This window comes from Pedobacter sp. GW460-11-11-14-TSB4, from assembly GCF_059423705.1.
Map to the genome: position 1 here is coordinate 158,742 of NZ_JBWKYI010000008.1, position 21,782 is coordinate 180,523.

The following is a 21,782-nucleotide window of genomic DNA, read 5'->3' on the forward strand; positions in this document are numbered from 1 at the left end:
ATGAAATTAAATATCAAAATAAAACACTTGTTAATAGTGGCGATGACCTGCCTGATTTGGTCGTCGTGTAAAAAAGATTCGCCATACCGCGATTATGAGAATGAGGTAACGGAGTTTAATGGCAATGTGATTCAATATCTCGAAACCCAGCCCGCTACATTTAGTTCGCTGTTGGTGGTATTGAACAGAACAACTGCTTTAAAAACAGCACTTACAGAGAGCAAGGTGACGCTTTTTGCACCGACCAACGATAATTTTGCAGCTGCCCTTTATGAGCTTAACCAGCTTAGAACCGAACAGAATAAAACTCCGGTAACCTTAGAGAATGCTGATCTGACCGAATTAGAGATCATGATGGATAAGTATATCATCACCGGTAGGAACACGACTGATTTTTACAAGCCTTTCCTTGATGGTTCTTATGCAAGTTCAATCAAATTTAACTATCAGATGCATATTCAATATCAAAAGCAAAATGCATCTGGTTATCAGGGCGGCGGTCCGGTAACGGTTACTTTCTCCGATCCGAAAAATCTGACCGTAAAAACCAACTGGCAAAGAAGCGTAACGAATGCTGTAAATATCAAAACCAGTAACGGTATCATTAATATTTTAAGCCCAACACACATTTTTGGCTTTGGCGATTTTACCACCAAATTAAACAAATAACGCAATGAAATTAGTTATATATAAATCAAAGTTATTTTATCTGTTATTGCTGTTGGTAATAGTGATAGCAGGCTGCAGAAAAAACCTGCCAGATGATGCACTCTCGCTCAGTAAAGATACGCAGTTTACCAAAACGGTATACGAGCCGGTTTTAGGCCGTAATAATTTGTTTAGCGGAAACTTTAACGCGGGCACATCATCCTTACCCTTAAATTTTAAAATTGTGAACATGAGGAGGTTCAACGGCGAATCTGCTCCTGAACTGAACGATTATTTTCCGGTTAAAATCTGGAAACAAGCTTATGATGGTAATGAAAAATCACTTGCAGAAATAGAAGCTAAAAGAGGGATAGAAAACCATAAACTTTTCGAAATCAGAGAACATTCAGGTCAGTTTTTGATGTGGGATGCTGCTAAATCAGATTTTGTAAAATCGCAACCAGATTCGGGTTATGTATTCGATGTAGAAATGTCTAATTCAGGCGGTAAAAGATATTTTCAGAAAATGAGGTTGAGACCTTTCAGAGAAAGACCTTACGAGCCGTCGAATTTTGATGCAGTTACCGGACAGGAGGTAAGAACCTCTGTTAATCCATCGGTAATCAGCAATATCCGTGGCGAGCGCACCAACCGTTTTTTGGGTAGCTCAGATGTACAGGTATTGTTTAATAAAGTTACAGGAGGTCCTGGAAATACCATTTCTTTCAAATTTGTCGATACACTTTTCCGTACCATCGATCCCAATAAATTTGCCACCACACAATGGGAAAACGTTGTACATGGTTTTAACATGGTCAAAACATCCGAGAAAGTGACCTATCAGGTGGCTTATCCTATCCCTTTAAACGATTATCCAACCCGGTACACCACAAGTTCGGGCGCACAGGCGAGCTCTTTATTCAGGTTCGAGCGCATTGGTTTTGGCAATATATTACAAAAATCAATCATAGGGTTAAACTATAATATTTACGAAAAGGGCGACTGGGAGATCATCTTCTGGTTTAAAACCGAGAAACCAAAATTTGTTAACGACTAATGGAGACAGGATTAAAAACTAAGCAAAATATATTCATGATGAGATATTTTTATGCAATCGTAATGGTGCTGCTGATGGGTTTATTTAACCAGGTCCACGCACAGGAAAAAATTGCGGTTACTGGTAAAGTAATTGATGCCAGCTCAGTAAAAAAAGAAACAATTCCGGGTGTAACCATTATACTCGTTGCTAGCAACCAGGTTATCGGACAAACCGATAACGATGGAAATTTTAGGGTAACGGTAGCCGGAAATGCCGAACTGAAATTCAGTTATGTTGGGATGGCGCCCATTACAGTTAAAGTAAACAACAGACGCAATATCAACATTACTTTAGAGCCATTAAACAGTACCTTAAAAACAGTTGAAGTGGTTTCTGCAGGTTATGTAACCAAAACCAGAACATTATCTACCGGATCAATCGTGAAAATTTCTGGCAGTGAAATTCAGGGCCAGCCAGCAGGCGATGCCATTTCGCTGCTACAAGGTAAGGTAGCCGGTTTAAACATTCAGAATAATACAGGTGCACCTGGTTTCAGGGGCTCAGTTCAGGTACGTGGTTTATCCAATATCAACGTTAGCGGATCGGGTAACAGTGCATACTTAACGCCAACATCTCCTTTGTATGTAATCGATGGGGTGCCGGTTGATGATAACGCCACATTCTCTTACGGTTTCCAGCAAGCGGGCCCGGGTACTTCGCCTGCCTCACAGATTCCGGCTGAAGATATTGAAGAGATCCAGTTACTAAAAGATGCTGCGGCAACCGCATTATATGGTTCGCGTGGTGCTTATGGGGTAATTTTAATCACCACTAAAAGAGGTAGTTCTAAAGTGCCGGTAGTGCGCTATCAGGGTTCTGCATTTTTAAGCACTGTACCACAGTTAAGAGCGGTAATTGGCGGGGTAGAAGAACGTAACATGAGGTTAAGACAGATTATGCAATACGATTCTACCTACTACCATGCATTGGGTACCATTAATGCGGTAGATTTCCTTTCTGATAGCTTAAACGCTTATTATAACAACTCTACCAACTGGCAATCGTATTTCTACCGCCCAACCTATAACCAGAATCACAACTTATCCATTTCCGGTGGAGATGTGGCCTTTAACTATAAGGTTGCTTTAGGTTTATACGATGAAGATGGTGTACAACAAAATACAGGCTATTCGAGGTATATTTTAAATACCACCATGACTTACAATCCCAGCCGTAAGTTTAAAATTTTAGGTCAGTTAAATAATTCGGTGCAGCGACAGCAAACCGGAAGTGGTAATGGTATTTTTAATACCGGGGTGGCCACAGGAGGGAGTTCATCTTCTTTATTACCGCCACCATCTTTGTACTCGTCGGTAAACCAGGTACAGGGGGCTACAGAAAGCGATAACGATAACAAGACCTTAAACACCTTTGCTGTAGTACAGCTGGATTATGAAATATTAAAGAATTTTAAAGCGAGTACCGTAATCAACTATACAAACATTACCGGTACCAGGGATAATTTTGTGCCAGCTTCGCTTAATGGCGGTTTTGCTAATTTTTATTCCTACAATGACCGTTCTACCAAATTGTACAACAGAAGTAGTTTGAGTTATGTGTATACCATAAATGATAAGGCCAATGAGCCTGCACACAATTTTAGTGTTTTTGCCTTTACCGAAATCAACAGCTCTAATTTTAAAGCAGATGCCATTTTAAACGATCGTACCGTAAACAGCTTTATCCGCGGGCCAATTACCCACAATCCGGCTTACAACCAAACTTTAGGGGGAACGTTAGATAATTTCAGCGATTTCAGATCAGTAGGTTTTGCAGGTCAGTTTTCTTATAACTATAAACAGAAATATGTAATCGATTTCAACTACCGTGTGGATGGAACTTCTACCAACGGGCCATTGGCCGGTTATGTAAAAAATCCATCTGTTTCCGTAAAATGGAATTTCGATAAAGAAAACTTTTTAGCTGGAAACCGCTGGTTGGATTATGGCGATATCCGTTTAAGTTATGGTAGTAACATCCAGCCTAACGGAAGTATTTATGATGTGTACGGAAGATATTTTGGTGGCGGTACCTACAGCAATAACCAATCGGTGGTGATAGATCTGAGCCGTTTACCCAACCTGAGCTTAGAGCCAACTAAAAATACGACTTTAAATGCCGGACTTGATTTTAGCATTTTCAAAAACAAATTAAACTTCAGTTTCGATACCTATTACAAACAGGTTGATAACATTTTCCGTGAAAAAGGAATTGCTAATATCAACTCTTTCTCAAATGTAACTACGGTAGAAACCAGTAATGTGAATTATGGCTGGGAGTTTCAGGTAAACTCCAGACCCTTAAACCCAAGTAGTCTTTTCAAACTTAATGTTTATGCCAACTTAGCCATCAATAAAGAAGTTTTGGCAGCACTACCTGATGGTGCAAGGCAATTGATTGCATTGGATCCGGATTTTGCGCAAGACATTTACTACCGACTGGGAATTAACTCGCTTTCCAATTTCCTATACAATACCAAAGGGGTTTATAACAGTACTGCCGATGTACCTTTCGACCCAATGACTGGTAAACGTTACAGAACGGGTGGTACTGGCATCAGGAACTATTTTAGGGCTGGCGATCCGATTTACACGGATTTAAACGGAGATTATATTTTAGATGCGAATGATCGGGTAGTTGCAGGTAACTCCCAGCCACAAATTACCGGTGGTATAGGCGCATTATTAAACTATAAAAACTGGAGTGTTGAAGTAAACGGATCATTTACCCTGGTAAGGGACATATTGAACAATGCATTAGCAGCACAGTTCAGAAACTTTAATAATCCTACAACGCTTGGAAATTTAGTGCCCTTATCGCAATACAGCTATTGGACCGGGGCAGGCAATAACGGAACTTATCCGAATCCGCTTGATTATACCAGGGCTTCCATTATCGATCCATTCCGTTACGGGCAAACACTCTTCCAGGAAGATGGAACTTATTTTAAGCTGAACTCCATTAAGCTTTATTATACTTTAAACAAGACTTTTTCAAGCAAGTTCGGAATCAACCGTGCTAACGTATATGTTACCGCACAAAACCTTGGCTTTTTAACCAATTATTCTGGCCCTAATCCAGAGGCCGTAACGGCACTTGGTCGCGATAGCTCTGGGGGTTATCCTTTGAGTAAACAATATGTACTAGGTCTAAACCTCGAATTTTAACCGGAAAATCGATATGAAAAAAATTATCTATATAATATTTATAGCCATCATCAGCATTGCTGCGCTGAGCTGTAAAAAGTTTTTAAATGTTACACCGATAGATAACCTTTCAGGTAATAATTATTGGCAAAATGAAGCCGATGTAGAAAAATTTGTAAACGGCATCTATATTAAATTAAGAAGCAGAATACTGAATAATGGGAGCACATTTTATACTTTTGCCGATCTCAGGTGCGCACCGGTAATCAATTCTGCTAATATTGCTGGTTTTACCAACTTCATCAATAATGATTTAAAGGGCGCTATTGCATCAACAAACGGCAATTATTACTTCTATAATTTTAAAGCGGCAACCGAGTGGAAATCTTATTATGATGTAATTGGCAGTGCAAACCTGATGGTAAAAGAGGTAAGTGAAATGCCCAACTCGGCCATTTCTGATGAAAGCAGGAAAAGATATATGGCTGAAGGTATTTTCTTACGAAACCTTTGCTATTTCTTATTGGTGAGAATGTATGGTGATGTTCCGTATTATACTAATGCCTATAATGATCAGCCTTTAGGCAGAACCAATCAGATTTCCGTAATGAAAAACTGTATTGCTGATATGGCAGCAGTTAAAGATGATTTACCGGTAACCTATGTTGATGCCAGCCAGGTAGGTACAAGGGCCATGCGTGGTGCGGCACTAGCCTTAATTATGCACATGAACATGTGGGCTGCCGGATTTGATAATGGCATTAAAACAGCTTATTACGAACAAGTTGTTAAATGTGGACAAGAACTCAGCAGTTATGCCGATTATGGTCTGCTGGATTATACAGTAGATAACAATAAAAAGATTTTCAAAGGCAATACCAAAGAAAGCCTTTTCGAAATTGTTTCGAATGCGAATTATGGAGAGGTACTTTCTCAGTATGATAACCCATCGGTCTTCTTCTCTAAATACCCATTCCGCGGAACGGTGACCACCACTACCTCACAAATGTATTACAGCGTAAAGTTTATGCAGAAAGTATTTCCTGCAGGAAATGGTGATGTACGAAGAAACCTGTGGTTCGAAAATGCCGATATAGGCAACAATACTTTTCAGTTGAAAAAGTTTTCCAACACCTATCCGAGTGGTACAAACAACACCATTTCGCATGACGATAGCCGCATTATTTTCCGTTTGCCAGATGCATTATTGTTAACCGCAGAAGCGGCGGCAAATTTAGATGATAATACTACCGCACAAACCTTTGTAAATAAAGTAAGGGCAAGGGCGCAGGCTATTCCTTTCAGTTCTATTGGCGATCAGTTAAAAGACGATATCTATTACGAACGTGTAAGAGAACTGTTTTGTGAGGGGCAGTATTTCTACGACCTGGTACGTACCAAACGAATTTTGGATTCTGAATATTCCGATCACCCGATAGGTGTGGCTGATTTTAATGCAGGTGCCTGGACATGGCCCATCAGCGAATCAGCCCTGGCGAACAATCCTAATATGACTTTAAATAATTTCTGGAGATAAACTTAAAGAGATGAAGAATAAAAAAATTAATTTAATATTCGCAGCTATCGTATTGATTTTGGTAACTGCCTGCAATAAAGAGTATTATGTAGATTCTGGGGTGCTCACTCCAACGTATAACGGAACGATATTGCAATACCTGAAATCGAAACCAGCCATGTTCGATACGACAGTAAGGGTAATTGCACTTGCCGGAATGGATGATGTACTGGACAAAGAGAATGTTACTTTTTTTGCACCAACAAGTTCTTCCATTTATAAATCGGTACGGGCTTTAAATGCATACCTGATACAGAACGGAAGAGACACGGTTAAAGAATTGTCGCAGATTAAACGTGAGGTTTGGCGCAAAACACTTTCGCAGTACATTTTTAAAGGAACTAACCGTTTGAAAGATTATCCGCAGTTGGATACACTTGCTTATACCGCATTCCCCGGACAGTCTTTTTCCTCTTATGAGAATGGCAGGATCATGAATATCGGTGTCATATTTAATGATGCGGTGAGTGGCGCTACCAGTATAAAATATGCAGGTTACAGGCAGTTGTTTCTTTCTTATATAAAAGACTTCACTAAACCACAGCAAAGTTTGGTTAATATCCCGGTAGCCACCTCAGATATTGCGCCAACCAACGGAATCATACACGTATTAAGGCAGGCAACCTTGTCGGGGAGTACCCTGGTTAACAAGCATAATTTTGGATTTGTGAACAACATTTTCATCAATGATGTACTGGCCAGTGGCATAACGCCAATACAATAATAATTTTTTTAATGATTAGCGATTTAAAAGATGATATCTCTTTATAATAAATATACAACCAGGGTTTTTCAAATCGGATTTTTTCTGCTGGCCATGCTTTTGTTTGCCTGCAAAAAAAATGAAGTAGAACTGAAGGATCCTTATGCCAATGGTAAAGAACCATTGGGCATTCAATTTAAATCAAAAGCCCTTAGCCCTGCTATTGCTTCCTCCGGCGACGAAGTAGATGTAAATATCAGGGGGCTGATAAAATATACCGGTAAGTTTAAACTGTATGTTAACGAAATTGAGGCTGAAGTATTAAATTTTACCGACAGTACCTTAAAGTTTAAGGTGCCGGTAAATGCCAGTACAGGTGGCATCTGGATTACCGTTAATGATCCTACACTTGATAATCAGACGTTTTTCGGTCCAACCATGCAAATTGCGGGTAAGGTAAGTTTTGATGCTGGTTTTCAGGTGGTTAATGGCTCTAATTATCCAATTTACGATATTTTACGTTTGCCTGCCGGGGGCTACTTTTTAACAGGGGCCTTTACCGATTATGAAAACAGGGCGACTAAGGATCTTCCGATAGGTAATGTTGCACAGATAAATGCTGCGGGTGCCGTAGAAACAGCCTTAAAGTTTGGCATCGGCGCAAACTATCTGGTAAATGCAGTAACCAGGATTTCGAGTGGTAATGATAATGGCAAATTTCTAATTGCAGGTAATTTTTCATCCTTTAATACCAAGCGACCAAACAGGGCCAATATAAACGGCATTACACGCTTAAATGTAGACGGCACTTTAGATTCTACCATTATTGATGTGGTAAATGCCACACCTAACGACCCGTCAAAAAACAGAGATACCGTGCCGAGTTTTAATGGTGGAGTACAGGGTACCATTAAGAAGATTTTTACTTTCAACGATCAGATTTATGCTATTGGCAATTTTGATTATTATTTAAGGGCTTTTTACGAAAGGTCTACCTACGATTCTAAAGTTTTCGACCGGGTGCTGATGAGGCAAATGGTGCGCATGAATATGGATGGTTCAATGGATCAGAGCTTTCATTACAATGCAGGAACGAAACAAAGTCCTAATGCCGGAAATGGAAATATTAACGATGCGATACAAATGCCCGACGGTAAACTGGTGCTTGTGGGTACTTTTACCACCTTTAATGGGGTGAGCAGAAACCGCGTGGTAAGAATAAATTTAGATGGATCTGTAGATAATTCATTCAATATTGGAACAGGTGCTGATGATGAAATTACATCCATTACCTATAATGCAACGACAAACAAATTACTGGTAGGCGGAACTTTCAAGAATTTTAACGGGCAGTCCCGTACCGGAGTAGCCATGTTAGATGCTGATGGCAGCCTAACCTCAAGTTTTACTTTTCCCAGCCTTAACGGGGGCATAGTGAATTTTGCCGCTCAGTTGAATAACGGAAAAGTAATCGTTGGAGGAAGCTTTAATTTATACCGCAACGTGCTGCGCCAGGGATTTATGATTTTAAATGCCGATGGTACTTTGGCAAATGGTTATAACAATACCGGTGTATTTCAGGGTACGATAGAAAAAATGATCGAAACCACTTCTACAGCAGGAAATCCGGCAATCATTTTAGTTGGAAACATTTTCAGATTCGATAACATTCCGGTTAAAAATATATTAAGGGTAGAACTGCTTAACTAATTAAACATTCATAATCTCACAAATATGGGACATAGAAAAATATCACTTTCAAATCTGGGCACTGGCTGCATATCGGTTTGTTTTTTTGCCCTTGTGTTACTGGGTAGTGCCTGTAACAAAAATTTTGATAATGTAATTCCGGCCAACACTAAAAATGATACTGCCGGGGTAAGTTCGGGTAAGCCAAAAGTGCTTTACATTATTCTGGATGGGGTGAAAGGTTCGGCTGTGGCCGCAATTAAGCCGCCAAAGATTACAGAAATCAATAAAAATGCAATTTATTCTTTTGTAGGCTTAACGGATAGCACGCAGTTACCGGTAAGCAATGCGGGTGCCTGGGCAAGTTTAATCACCGGGGTAGATCCAAAATTCCACAAAGTAACAGGCGATAGTTTTACCGGAAACGATTTAACAACTTATCCTGGTTTATTTACCAGGATCAAACAAGAAAAATCAAAATTTACAACGGTTTCTTATGCTGCAAGCAGTGCTTTTACCCAAAATTTAGCCGGAGATGCATCTGAAAAGCAAACTTTAACTTCAGATGCTGAGGTAAAAACATCAGCCGTAACCAAGCTAAAAGATGGTAATGCTGATTTAATTGTTGCACAGTTTCATAGTGCAGAAACGGCTGGTGCAGCAGGTGGATACAGTGAAACTAACGCAGCTTATAATTCCGCTATTGGCACCTTAGATACTTACATTGGTGAAATGGTAGCCACTTTAAAAGCGCGTGCTACTTTTCGCGATGAGAATTGGCTGGTGGTAATTGCTTCAAACAAAGGTGGCGCAACAACTAATCCCCGTACCGATTTCAGTCTTTTTGGCGACGATGCGCGCAATACTTATGTGGCCTTGTATAATCCAAAATTCGCAGCCAGGTTAATCGGTAAACCAAACACCTCTGATGTACCTTATGCAGGTAGTGCACCAAGGTTCCAGTCTACCGAAACCACTCAGGTAACAGCCCTGTTGTCTAATGCTACTGTTGGTAATTTTGGAAGTACCGGTGATTATGTCATGATGTTAAAAATCAGAAATGACGCAGGCGTAAACACCACCTGGCCTACATTTCTGGCTAAATCATCGAATTTTGCCATTGCTGCAAATGCGTGGACATTTGCTTTTTCTAACACCTATTTCCAGTTTGACTGGGGAAATGCGACCAATGCGGCAGGTGCTTTCTTGCGTCCTGATGTTACTGTAATCAGAGATGGTGCATGGCATACCATTGCCGTAAAAGTTTATATGGAAGGCACTAAAAGATATTTAACCATGTTTACTGATGGCGTTAAGCGACCAGTTGGTACCAACTATCCGGTAGATGTAACAGGTAAAGATATTACCAACACAGGTTTTCTTCGTATTGGTGCAGCTAGTGGAAAAGTAACCAACTTTTTAATCAGGGATCTGGCCATATACAAAACCACCATGTCTGATGCGGATGTTATTACTTATATGAAACGGGAAGTAACACCCAACCATCCTTATTTTTCGAGTTTAGAAGGCTGGTGGCCTTGTAAAGAAGGCACCGGATTTTTACTGAAAGACCGCTCGGGCAAAAACAACGATTTTATTTTAACCAGTAATGCTACCTGGGGAACATTTAACGATTTGTCGCCAAATATTAATCCGGAAATAGTAGGAGCAGCCTACCGTACAGTGCCCAACAATGTAGACTTACCTTTCCAGATTTATAACTGGTTAGGCATTCTGCCACGAACCGAATGGAACTTATCGGGCAAAGCCTGGCCTCCAACTTTTACTGATGTGGTAACGAACTAATTTGATTGTATTAAATGAAATTTCAAATGAAAAGCATATTAAAGCTAACGATATTGATAGGCGTGGTGACTTTATCAGCCTGTAAAAAATACGGCTACGAAGTAGAAGATGGTTATGATGATAACTCAGGAAACAACAAAAGCATTACTGTAGATACCAACCGGTTATTTGTTGATCGTTCTGCCTTTGCTAAAGCCAGGGTTTTTCCTGGTTTGGTTGGCGATGGCGAACCAAGAGTAACAGATGCAAAGTTTACGCTAAACTTAAACTTTAGCGCCCAAACCGCCGATATGTTAAGGATTTCTGTTGCACCACAACCACAATTTGGTACTGGTTATTATGCGCCGCCTGGCGAATTGATCAAAATTGTGGTGCCTGCAGGTGCAGATGGATTAAGTGTACAGGTAGGCGGACATACTGATAATTTAACGGGTGTAAGCCCTTTGTTAAGAGACCCGATTATTGTGGTTAAAAAACAATTGTTTGCCGGTGTAAATTACGTGCGCAACCTTTACGGAGGGTACATTTATATCAATGCGACCTTTTCTTATCCCAATCCGATAGAATTTAGCATTTCAGGCGCATGTGTAACTCCCGATTTCGAATTGGGCAAATCAAACGATGCCGCCTGGATGGCTCAGGTTAAAGCCTCACAAGTGCCCTGGTTAGAACTTCGCTGCAGAAGTGTAGTCTACCTGGTGCCAAGAGACCTGATTGTAGAAAAGTTTACCTCATCAAGAGATCCGCTAACCAATCCAACGGCATTGATGACCAAATGGAATGAGATTTTTGATGAACACTATAATGCCTGGATGGGTTTATCACCTAATGCAGCTGATTTGCGCGACAGAAGTCCACAAGGACCGTGGAGAGGTACAGTTGATATTCAGATTAGCGGTTTCCCTACGGCAGCCGGACACTCTGGTTTTCCTTTTATGGGTTTATTAAACTATAATGGCAGCGAGTGGTTTCAAACCTGGGTAAGTTTAAATCAGCTGACCACCAATCAGCCGCATCCAAACTGGGGTACTTACCACGAATTTGGACACAATTGCCAGCAAAATACCACCTGGAACTGGTCTGCTTTGGGAGAATCGACCAATAATCTTTTCTCATACAAAGTAGCAAAAGCTTACGGACAGGATTTCAAAATTCTGCATGCACCTAACGAGTGGAATGATGTGGCCCTTGCTTATGCTGCTACGCCGCCAAGCGCCACTAAAAACTTCGACGTGGATTTAAATAGTGGCAGAGAGAACGGTTCGTTTGCACGCACGGTTCCTTTTGTACAACTCTTAGAAAAATTTGATTACGGCTTGTTAACCTATATTTATACCAAAGCAAGACATGCACCACGTTTAGCCAATAACGATCAGGACAAAAAGGATAATTTTTATGAGTGGGCCTGCGAATACACCAAAACCGATTTAATCCAGTTCTTCGGTGCATGGGGTATTACCGTGAGTAACGTTTCGCAAAGTAAGATAAAAGCCGCAAATTATCCGCCACTTGCAAAAGCAATATGGACTTATAATATTATGACAGGAACAGGAGGCGATGGGCCCGTACCAGTTGTCGCAACAACAATACCAACAACAGCAGTGTCGGCCAGTTCACCTGCACAAGATGGTGCTTTAGCAAATCTGGTTGATAACAATACCGCTACCATTTATCATTCTAAATATTCATCGCCTACACCGGCAGAAAGCCTTCCAATTAGTATCGTTGTGAGCACAGGAGCTACTGCGGCACCAGTAAAAGGAATCAGTTTTGTGCAAAGAATTGGCCAGTCTAATGGATATGTGAGAAATGTGGAGATTTACACCAGTCCTGATAATGTCACCTATACGCTTGCAGGCACGACAACAGTACCTCAAAACGAAACCCGTTACAATTATGCATTTCCCGGAGGAACAATCACTACCCGTTATGTAAAAGTAATTGTAAGAACAGGTGCAAGCACAACATTTATGTCTTTATCAGAACTGACACTATTTAAATAAGCGCTAAAAATATATTAACATGATTTATTTTTTAAATAAAAAACAGATTTTTCTGGCACTATCATTAGCTGTCGTAACGCTTGCTGGCTGTAAGAAATATCCTAACCCACCAACTTTTAACGAGGAGCTTGATAATTCTGTAGCCCCATCAAGAAGGGTAATCTTAATTAGTATAGATGGTGTTACAGGCTCAGAACTGAAAACCATTGCACCGCCAGCCATTACGGCATTGTTGCCTACCAGTAAATACTCTTACGCAACATTTAAATCGGCGGTGGCAACTGATGCAGCCACCTGGACCTCAATGCTTACTGGCGTGCCTTATACCAAACACCTGGTTTCTACAGATGATTTTCAGCCCACAACCGATCCAAATTCCGGAGAGCATGATGCCGTGCCCATCAGAAGAAATATTTTGGATTACATTATGAGTGGAATAGGCACTAAAACGGCATTTATCACTCCCTGGCCCAACCTGCGGAATTATGTAAAAGTAGCTGATTACAGGCCCCTGGTAAATACCGATCAAGCCGCTAAAGATTCTACCATTGCACTGTTAAATAAGTACGAAGGAATAGGGGCTACCATCGTGAATTTTAGAGAAGCTGAAGCTGCGGGTGCAAATGGTGGTTATGTAGCCACTAACGCTGCATATAAAGATGCCATACTAAAGGCCGATGGTTATGTAGATGAAATTATCAAAGCCATTAAAGCACGCAAAACATACACCAATGAAGAATGGCTGGTTATTATTACATCCAACCACGGCGGAAGCAGTGATAACCCCACAAGTGGTTTCCTCGTTATTAATAATCCGGCATTGAAATCACAGGAATTAAAGAAAATAGGCTATAACTCGGTTTTGTTTACAGGCACAAGCGTATTTGCGCAGGTTGCTCAGGATAATGGGTTGTACAATGCTGGGAACGATAAAGATTTCACTGTTCAGGCACAGGTTAAAATAACCAAAGGTGGTACAGGATACGTTGGGTTTCTTTCAAAAGGAACAGGATATAAGGATGCAGCAAAAAACCCAAATGGAGGTACAGGCTGGACTTTCGGTACCTGGGCAAGCCAGTGGAGACCTTATTATAGTGGAACATGGTTTCAAGGTGATCAGGGTAGGCTAACTGATGTAGCCTGGCATACGCTTACCATGACGGTTAAAAGGGTAAATGCGACAACCAGAACAGCAATTTGTTATTATGATGGAGTTAAGGCTGCAACCGAAGCCAATTGGAATGGCCAAACGCTTACATCAACTGATCCATTAAGAATCGGATTTAAATATTGTGGATCAGGTGATCCAATGGATTATTATGTAGCAAATTTAGCTTATTTTCAAACTGCACTGGATGGACCAACCATTCAGGCGAATTTAAATCTTAAAGATATTACCAAACACCCTAATTACAATAGCTTAATTGGTTTTTGGAAAATGGACGAGGGTGCAGAAGGAACACTTCAGAATACCGCACCAACAGGATATAATATGAACCTTTCAGGCGCTTATACCTGGTCTGCATTAGGTGCCGATGCGCCCTCACAATCAACCTATGAAGGTACAACGGGTTATTCGTTGGCGCCAGCTGTTGCCGATATAGGCGCGATAATGATGTATTGGACAAAAACTAAAATAGAGCCTGTATTTGATATTAGCGGTAAACCATTCTTGAAAGATTTTGAAAAAGAATTTTTGATTAGATCAGACAGATAATACAGCTAATACTTCTATTTGATATATAATTTCTTAAGAATCAGTTTTAGTTTAGAGGCATTGCCAAAATTGGCATGCCTCTTTTTTTTAGCTACAGACGAGAAATTTAAGGTGAATAATTTTGACCAGATTAAAAGTCTTTTATCCAAAATTGAATGCCTGACTTTTTTAGAATCAATAATTTTGAAAAATATTAATAGTCAGATTTTAGGCAATAAAATAATGGATAAGTTTTAACTCATCAGGTAAGATTAAAAAAGCTATTTTAATTAGAAAATATATATTTATAAGCCATCACTATTTTATATGTTTGCAAAACAAAAGTTTAGTATTTGTGAACTTTTTACAGAATTGATCTGTTTTAATTAATTAGTCCCTATAGTTAAAAAAATAGTCGAATGGATACCAGCGCTTTACAACCTCATAATCAACCTGCCCTCGATGCAATGGATATCTGTTGCCAGAAGCTAATCGAAAAAATGGGCGATAAGGCGATTGAAGACTGGCGGGTATCTGATTATAACAGCCTGAGTAGTCAATTGGGTAAACAAACAAAGGTGTACCTCAGTGTAAATACGCTGAAAAGGTTGTTTGGTCAATTGAAAACACCCCAGCGATATTTTCCACAAAAAGCGACAAGGGATGCACTTGCCCAGTTTATTGGTTATCGCGATTGGCAAGAATTTGAGCTCGTACATGCTGCAGTAAAACCCGTTCCTGTAAAAACCGAAGTCGATAAACCCATCGAAGAAGTCTCCATCCCTACCGAAATTAAGCCTAAAACCAGCAGAAAATATACTTATATAAGCATTTTTGCCATCATCATACTCGTCCTGACGGGGAGTTTTTTCATTTGGAAATCTTCGGCTGGGCCCATTGATGCAAAATTGGTCTGCGAGAATCCTGTTGGAAACGTTCCACATACAGCAGTTTTTAAATTAAAATCGGGCACTTCGGTGAATAACAATGAAGAGTTTAAGATAGATTTTATGGATGAAGCGCTTCCATCTGCCATAAGCGGTAAAAAAGAAGTGGCTAAATTTTTCAGAAATCCAGGCGTGGTGTACGCAACACTTTTATACCAGGATAAACCAATTGATACCGTTGCGGTATACATGCGTACAAAAGGCTGGGTAGCCAATTCGGGTAACGATACCTCCAGGGCATATCCCATTGCAGGTTTAAAACCCTTAAACCCTAAAAATATTTACGTTTCAAAAGAACAATTAGATTCAGCTGGTTTAGCCACCAATAAACCTTTTTTGGTGGGTTATAGTAATATTAAGCCCTCAAACATTAGTGGCGATAATTTCTCTTTCACCTGTAGGGTTTTTTCAGAGCAAAGCCGTCCGGGTACGCAATGTGTAGAAACCACCGTGATTATTTTGGGAGAGAAGCACCGCCATTTATTAACCTTAAACCGGGCCAGTTGCGTGGCTTTTTCACAATATAAGTTTTCGGAGAAAAGGGTACAGGGATCTGAACAGTTTTTAGGTGCCTTAGCATTCGATCCTTTAAACGGAGGCGATATAGAGATCAGGGTTGAAAATAAAAAAGCGGCTGTAATCTTAAATGGTAAAAAAGTGCTGACAACCAGTTACGAACGATCGATAGGTAAGGTGATGGGGATCAAAATTTTATTTAGTGGAATTGGTAAGGCCATTTCTCCAAAATTGGAGGATCTTTCTACCAAAGAAATATTCTAGTTGCGACTTCGGTTTCGATTATTCATTTCTCATTAGCTAAGTGATTTGTTTCTGTCCATTTTCTTTTGTTTGTTAGTTTAACAATCTTATTTAGAGTAGTTTGTGTGTGCATGCTTTTGTTTATTATTTGTACCATTAAATCTTTATGCTATTTTCTTTTCACACTTAACTTGGGGTAATCATATCTGCTAAGATTGTACACCATATTTTTTGTGAAATCTGATGAAAGTACTGCCCTTTACTATTTTATATCCTAATGAGCGGAGCATTATTGTTGAACATATTTGTGATACACATTTTTACCCTCATTTGCATCGGCATGAGGAAGTTCAGATTACCTGGATCGTTAAAGGCAGGGGCATTGTCTTTTCGGGGAATAATATCCATAATTTCCGCCCCGGCGATATTTTTGTAATTGGGGCAAATGTACCCCACTTATTAAAAAGTGATGCGGAGCATTTTAGTGCAGCCAGCACTGGCCAGGTAGAAGTATACTCGATATATTTTAACCTCAAAACGGGGATAGGATCACTTTTTGAACTGCCGGAAATGAATGAGACCCGTCATGTTTTTAATCATTACAGCAATGGTTTTAAGCTGAGTGGTAAATCTGCCGTTAAAATTGCCCGTAAAATAGAGAAAATCAATCAGGCAAACGATGAACAGATACTGATCAGTTTTATTGACTTAATCAATGAATTTAGATTTGCAGATCAATTGGAATCGCTTTGTTCAATCGATTATTTACCAAATATGAACGAGAATGAAAACGTTCAGCTGAGTAAGGTGATTAATTACATTATGCAATACTATCATAAACCCATCACCTTAGAAGAAGTATCTAATCAGGCCTTTATGTCTTCTGGTGCATTTTGCCGTTATTTTAAGCGCCATACCGGCCGCAATTTCATCACCTTTCTCAACGAGGTACGTATTAATGAGGTATGTAAAAATCTGGCCAGTGGTAAAAAGGCCGATTATATAGCTAATGTTGCTTACAAAGCTGGTTTTAAAAGCATGACTAATTTTAACCGTGTATTTAAAAACGTTGTTGGCATTTCGCCAAGAGCTTACGAAGAACGATTTAGGTCTTTAAGCCAGCTTGTTTAATATTGAAAAGTCTTATTCTACTATAGTTACATCGTTTTTTCTACCGGGGTGGAGATAGCTTTGAACCAGGTTAAAAGCTATCTCCACATTGCTGCGCTTCAGGCTCAGGGCCGGTCAATTTTTTTAGGTTTTATTGCTAGTGACTGGAAATCATCAATCAATACTTATTTATTACGTGCATTTTTTGCCCGTTCTATTTTTGAAATATCCTGAAAATCTGAATCATTTACCCATCCCCAGCTTAATTTGGGATCTTTAGCCATATATCTTTCGTAAAAGTTAACCCCTCTTTGGTCGGCATATTGGTATCTGTCAAATTCACTGCCTTTACCCAAAAGGCGGGGATCTGATTGTTCTTTTAATAAAGTCAGTAATTTACTTCTTAACTGTGCCGATTTCTTTTGATGGGCCGGATTTGATGCCAGATTATTTAAACAGGCCGGATCGTTCTTAATATCGTATAATTCCTCACCTGGTCGTTTTCCGAAAGACCATAACCAATAATTGAAATTGTGATCAGTAGCATAAACCGTATTGAGACAAACCGTTTTTGTTGGACTGCCATCTACGTTTAAATAACCAGTTTCAGGGTTTCCGGCTGGCCATCTGTCGGTTTCGAAATTTTTTATAAATAAATAGTTTTCCTGAAAAATACCCCGGATAGGATAGCCTACATCTTTAGGGCGGCCTACATCATGACGCTCTTTACCCACAAGCACGAAATTGCGTTTCTCTGAAACCTTTTCCTGATCAGCACTAAAAATATCTTTAAAACTTTTGCCTGTAATGGGTTTCATCTGGTTTTTAGCAGCAGGTACTTTGGCCAGATCCAAAAAGGTAGGGGCGAAATCGATAAAGCTGATAAAATCTTCAATTTTACGGCCTTTATGGGCAATGCCATCAGCCCACATCATGGCAAGCGGTAAGTGATTGGCGTATTCGTAGGCCTGCCCTTTAACGCGTGGAAAAGGCATTCCATTATCTGAAGTAACCACAATTAAGGTGTTGTGCAGTTCGCCTTTATCTTCGAGCATTTTAAGCATCTTCCCCAATTGTTTATCAAAGTATTCAATTTCAAATGCATAATCCAGCAGATCGGTTCGTACCGAATCGGTTTTTGGCCAGAAGGGATAAATTTCAGCATTGGGAATATCGTTCAGATTTTTTCCTCCTTTACTTACGCCCGAATTAAATTCGTATTCGCGATGTGGTTCTAAACCTCCATACCAAAAAAAGAAAGGTTTGCTGTCTGTTGTACTTAAAAATGCATCGAAATTAGCCGCATAATCTACATTACTGATTTTGGCTGTAGGAGGTGTTGTTTTAAGCTGATTGAATGCTTTTACCAGCATCTCCCTGGGTGTACCATCTGCTTGTTTGGCCACCACAGGTGCAACGCCTTTACCGGTATACCCAACTGCATATCCATTTTGTGCCAAAACCTCTGCAAACGAGGCAAATTTAGCCGGGAAATAAGACCAATGGTTGCCGGCTTCTTCCAATTGCCAGGAGTTTCTGCCCGTAACAATACACGATCGCGATGGTGCACATTTGGCATTTGGTGTATAGGCATTTTTAAAAAGAAGCCCATCCTGAGCAATGCGATCGAAATTTGGTGTTTTTACCCATTTACAGCCATAAGCGCCCATGTGCTGGTAGGTAACATCATCCATAATGGCGAAAAGAATGTTCGGACGATCAGAAGATTGTTTTTTTTTGTTTTTGAAGGATAGGGTAGCTGCACCAATCAAGACAATGCCGCAAATGCTAAAAATGTATTTTTTCATAGGGATGTATAAAGGTCTATATCAAAAAAGGGGGCGAAAAGCCACCCTTAATATCATGTTGATGTTTTTGAAAATGCTAAATGGCCTGTATCTTTAAAACCACACTTGTTCTGTAGGCATTTGCTTCCGGATTAAAGCCTACTTTCATTAAAAAATCTCCGGAGTAAACTTTAGTACTATCAATTGGCGATTTAGCCCCCGGGTACAGGTTAATTTCTTCTATTTTATACTTTTTAGCGGGATCTAATCCTTTTAGTTTAATCGGTAAGATCACCCCATTGGTAAAAAGGGTTGCCACATGATAGTTAAAAACAATAGCCTGGTCTTTAGCGTCGTTTACATAGGCAATGGAGGCTATTTTGTTTTCGTAAGGATCCTGTAAACGGTATTGCTGGCCATGCCAGATAATATCCTTGAAACTATTGTAGGTTTTAACCGCATTTTGACTAAAAAGCAAATCATTTTTACTGAGCTCATTTACCCGTACATCATATCCCAGTTTTCCCATCATGGCCACATCTGTTTTAAATTTAATGGGTTGTTTACCCATATCGGTAATGTGGTTGTCTACAGCAATGGAAGGGAAATAATACGAATATTCCCACTGAATAAAGATGCGGTCGTATGGATTGGTATTGTCGCTCGGCCAAAATTCGGTGAAATGTTGTAGCGCAGCATAATCTACCCTCGAGCCTCCTCCGGCACACAACATCATTGGTATTTTAGGGTATTTTTTTCTAATCCTATCCAGCACACTATTTAATCCCCTGATATATTCCAGATAAAAATGATCCTGGTTTTTTAAAGTAGGAGAGTTTGCATTGTATATTAAAGAATTACAATCCCATTTAATAAAAGCCACTTCCGGTACTTCTTTAAAAATATCATCAACCGTTTTGTAAATAAAATCCTGAACCTTAGGGTTGGTTAAATCCAATACCAGCTGGTTACGCATATAATACTCTTTTCTTTCCGGCTGTCTGATAATCCAATCAGGGTGATTCTCATAGAGCTCACTTTTAGGATTCACCATTTCTGGTTCTATCCAGATACCAAATTTTACACCACTTGCTGTGGCTTCTTTACCTAAAGCACTAATGCCGTTCTTTAATTTTTGTTTGTTATACTGCCAATCGCCCAAACCAGACGTGGCGCCATTGCGTGGATATTTATTGCCAAACCAGCCATCATCCAGTAAAAAAACATCAACCCCTAATTTTTTGGTATCCTTGGTTAATTCGTTTAGTTTTTCATCATTGAAATCGAAATAAGTGGTTTCCCAATTGTTTAATATGGTAGATCTTTCGCCTTTTCCATCTAATATTTGATAGTTTCTGGCCCAGTCGTGCAAATTTCTGCTGGCTAAACCTTTTCCTGCAGATGAATAGGTATAAATGAAGCGGGGAGTAACGAAATTTTCGCCGGCCTTTAAAGTATAGTTCGACGAAAAATTATTAATTCCGGCAGTTATCCTGAGGTAATATTCGTCAAAGGTTTCAAAATCTAATTTAAAGTTTCCGGTCCACGCTAACGAGCCTGCAATTACATCACCCATATCTTCAGTGGCAGGCTGATCTATCGAAACCATAAACGAAGAAGAATGAAGCAAATTTGTTCTGGTCCCCAATTTCGAATCGATGGTTTTTATACCATGTAGCAATTGTTGCTCTTCCGATCGCATTTCGCGTGTAGCGCCACTATATTGGTTTTTAAGAAAGAATTTTTTTCCGCTTAAGGTCAGATTTGCGGAAGCATATTTATTGAGCACTACGGTGCCTTTCTCTTTATGTTCAATTTCTGCCCATTGCTCAATCACGTTTTCATTAAAATAGGCCAGGTATTTTAGTGTAACCTGAAAATTGTATTTTAAATCTTTAAGGATAACGCTGGTTAACTTTCTGTTCTGATCCAGCTGTTCGGTTTTTACATCTGAAAATGTCAATACCGTCGATTTGTTCCCGTCAGCATGGGTTACTGTTAATGCAGGTTCTAATAAATTAAGTGAGCCTGAGGCAATATAAGCTTCACGTTTATTTAAAAGATCGTCAGAGCCAGGTTTGTATTTATCTAATGCCTGTATGCCTGGGTATTCGCCCGCATTCTCTAATTTTTTGCCAAGGTATGTCGATAATAAGGTATTATCACGATCTGTTTCCAGGATGAGTACATTGTTTTTTGTAGCAATTTCTATTGTCTTTTGCGCAAAGCTATTCAGACCTATTGCCATCGAGAGTAAAAAAAAAAATGTGTTTTTTCTTTTCATTATTTATTTGGGTAAAAAGTTTAGGTGATGCTTTCTGCACCTGCTATTAAGAAATCGGGATTATTGACCGATCTGGTTTTAATCGTAAAAATATTCCAAAATAGTTGTAATAAAGATAAGTACAGGTACAAAAAGCAATGCAAATCTTTGTATGTGTAAAAATCTGTTATATAGGTTTTTGTGCGCTGCCGGCTTCGGTTTTGTATCAGATAAATGATCGGTTGTAATCCGTTTTTAGATAAAGCATTCAAACTCGCAGGTACTTGAATGTTTTTACATTTCATATCCTGAATTTTTGACCATTCAAGTTTGGGCTATTGGCATCAGATTAAAATACTATAGGTGATCAATCATGAATTTAAAAGATGCAAATTAGAACTTTCAGATTTTAATAAGTAGGCTATTTATATCAAATTATTATCTTTTTTTAACAAGAATAAACTTTATTGGTCTAATTATAGTTTTAAACCCGGCCATTTCTAAATCTTATTGTAAAATAAACAAGGCATTATTATTGTTGAGGGGAGAT

General features: G+C 39.4%; 13 protein-coding genes. 11 read left to right on the plus strand and 2 right to left on the minus strand.

Translation table 11 applies throughout. The features are described 5' to 3' along the window. The 11 genes from AC07YT_RS10620 (at position 1) to AC07YT_RS10670 (ending at position 17,203) form a co-directional block, all read left to right on the plus strand. The gene (locus AC07YT_RS10620; RefSeq protein ID WP_086546744.1) at positions 1-669 is read left to right on the plus strand and encodes a fasciclin domain-containing protein; all 669 of its coding nucleotides are present in this window, start codon (positions 1-3) and stop codon (positions 667-669) included. A 4-nt stretch (positions 670-673) separates the two neighbouring features. Beyond that, the gene (locus tag AC07YT_RS10625; protein ID WP_086546743.1) at positions 674-1,705 is read left to right on the plus strand and encodes a DUF5007 domain-containing protein; all 1,032 of its coding nucleotides are present in this window, start codon (positions 674-676) and stop codon (positions 1,703-1,705) included. Between the two features lie 35 nt (positions 1,706-1,740). Further along, complete coding sequence (locus tag AC07YT_RS10630; protein WP_478356901.1) at positions 1,741-4,914, plus strand: SusC/RagA family TonB-linked outer membrane protein; 3,174 nt, start codon at positions 1,741-1,743, stop codon at positions 4,912-4,914. A 13-nt stretch (positions 4,915-4,927) separates the two neighbouring features. Further along, positions 4,928-6,430, plus strand: coding sequence for a RagB/SusD family nutrient uptake outer membrane protein (locus AC07YT_RS10635; protein ID WP_086546741.1), 1,503 nt, complete (start codon positions 4,928-4,930; stop codon positions 6,428-6,430). A gap of 10 nt (positions 6,431-6,440) precedes the next feature. Further along, entirely contained in the window at positions 6,441-7,193 is a 753-nt protein-coding gene (locus tag AC07YT_RS10640) for a fasciclin domain-containing protein (protein ID WP_086546740.1), read from the plus strand. Between the two features lie 30 nt (positions 7,194-7,223). Next, entirely contained in the window at positions 7,224-8,882 is a 1,659-nt protein-coding gene (locus tag AC07YT_RS10645; protein WP_086546739.1) for a DUF5008 domain-containing protein, read from the plus strand. A gap of 24 nt (positions 8,883-8,906) precedes the next feature. Continuing rightward, entirely contained in the window at positions 8,907-10,667 is a 1,761-nt protein-coding gene (locus AC07YT_RS10650; RefSeq protein WP_086546738.1) for a DUF4983 domain-containing protein, read from the plus strand. A gap of 26 nt (positions 10,668-10,693) precedes the next feature. Further along, complete coding sequence (locus AC07YT_RS10655; RefSeq protein ID WP_494945310.1) at positions 10,694-12,670, plus strand: M60 family metallopeptidase; 1,977 nt, start codon at positions 10,694-10,696, stop codon at positions 12,668-12,670. A gap of 19 nt (positions 12,671-12,689) precedes the next feature. Further along, positions 12,690-14,387 (plus strand): LamG-like jellyroll fold domain-containing protein, encoded by a 1,698-nt coding sequence (locus AC07YT_RS10660; protein ID WP_086546736.1) that lies wholly within the window; start codon positions 12,690-12,692, stop codon positions 14,385-14,387. A gap of 398 nt (positions 14,388-14,785) precedes the next feature. Continuing rightward, on the plus strand, positions 14,786-16,093 hold the full coding sequence (locus tag AC07YT_RS10665; RefSeq protein WP_086546735.1) for a hypothetical protein: 1,308 nt from the start codon (positions 14,786-14,788) through the stop codon (positions 16,091-16,093). 222 nt (positions 16,094-16,315) lie between these two features. After that, on the plus strand, positions 16,316-17,203 hold the full coding sequence (locus tag AC07YT_RS10670; protein WP_086546734.1) for an AraC family transcriptional regulator: 888 nt from the start codon (positions 16,316-16,318) through the stop codon (positions 17,201-17,203). Positions 17,204-17,367: 164 nt separating this feature from the next. Here the strand turns inward: AC07YT_RS10670 and AC07YT_RS10675 are convergent, their stop codons facing one another. Beyond that, on the minus strand, positions 17,368-18,990 hold the full coding sequence (locus AC07YT_RS10675; protein ID WP_086546733.1) for a sulfatase family protein: 1,623 nt from the start codon (positions 18,988-18,990) through the stop codon (positions 17,368-17,370). A 76-nt stretch (positions 18,991-19,066) separates the two neighbouring features. Continuing rightward, positions 19,067-21,253 (minus strand): alpha-galactosidase, encoded by a 2,187-nt coding sequence (locus AC07YT_RS10680; RefSeq protein WP_086546732.1) that lies wholly within the window; start codon positions 21,251-21,253, stop codon positions 19,067-19,069. Between the last annotated feature and the right edge of the window lie 529 nt (positions 21,254-21,782).

Excerpts from the sequence above, each read along its gene's own strand:
- AC07YT_RS10620 (WP_086546744.1), top strand. The coding sequence starts at position 1 with ATGAAATTAAATATCAAAATAAAACACTTGTTAATAGTGGCGATGACC.
- AC07YT_RS10625 (WP_086546743.1), top strand. The coding sequence starts at position 674 with ATGAAATTAGTTATATATAAATCAAAGTTATTTTATCTGTTATTGCTG.
- AC07YT_RS10630 (WP_478356901.1), top strand. The coding sequence starts at position 1,741 with ATGATGAGATATTTTTATGCAATCGTAATGGTGCTGCTGATGGGTTTA.
- AC07YT_RS10635 (WP_086546741.1), top strand. The coding sequence starts at position 4,928 with ATGAAAAAAATTATCTATATAATATTTATAGCCATCATCAGCATTGCT.
- AC07YT_RS10640 (WP_086546740.1), top strand. The coding sequence starts at position 6,441 with ATGAAGAATAAAAAAATTAATTTAATATTCGCAGCTATCGTATTGATT.
- AC07YT_RS10645 (WP_086546739.1), top strand. The coding sequence starts at position 7,224 with ATGATATCTCTTTATAATAAATATACAACCAGGGTTTTTCAAATCGGA.
- AC07YT_RS10650 (WP_086546738.1), top strand. The coding sequence starts at position 8,907 with ATGGGACATAGAAAAATATCACTTTCAAATCTGGGCACTGGCTGCATA.
- AC07YT_RS10655 (WP_494945310.1), top strand. The coding sequence starts at position 10,694 with ATGAAAAGCATATTAAAGCTAACGATATTGATAGGCGTGGTGACTTTA.
- AC07YT_RS10660 (WP_086546736.1), top strand. The coding sequence starts at position 12,690 with ATGATTTATTTTTTAAATAAAAAACAGATTTTTCTGGCACTATCATTA.
- AC07YT_RS10665 (WP_086546735.1), top strand. The coding sequence starts at position 14,786 with ATGGATACCAGCGCTTTACAACCTCATAATCAACCTGCCCTCGATGCA.
- AC07YT_RS10670 (WP_086546734.1), top strand. The coding sequence starts at position 16,316 with ATGAAAGTACTGCCCTTTACTATTTTATATCCTAATGAGCGGAGCATT.
- AC07YT_RS10675 (WP_086546733.1), bottom strand. The coding sequence starts at position 18,990 with ATGAAAAAATACATTTTTAGCATTTGCGGCATTGTCTTGATTGGTGCA.
- AC07YT_RS10680 (WP_086546732.1), bottom strand. The coding sequence starts at position 21,253 with ATGAAAAGAAAAAACACATTTTTTTTTTTACTCTCGATGGCAATAGGT.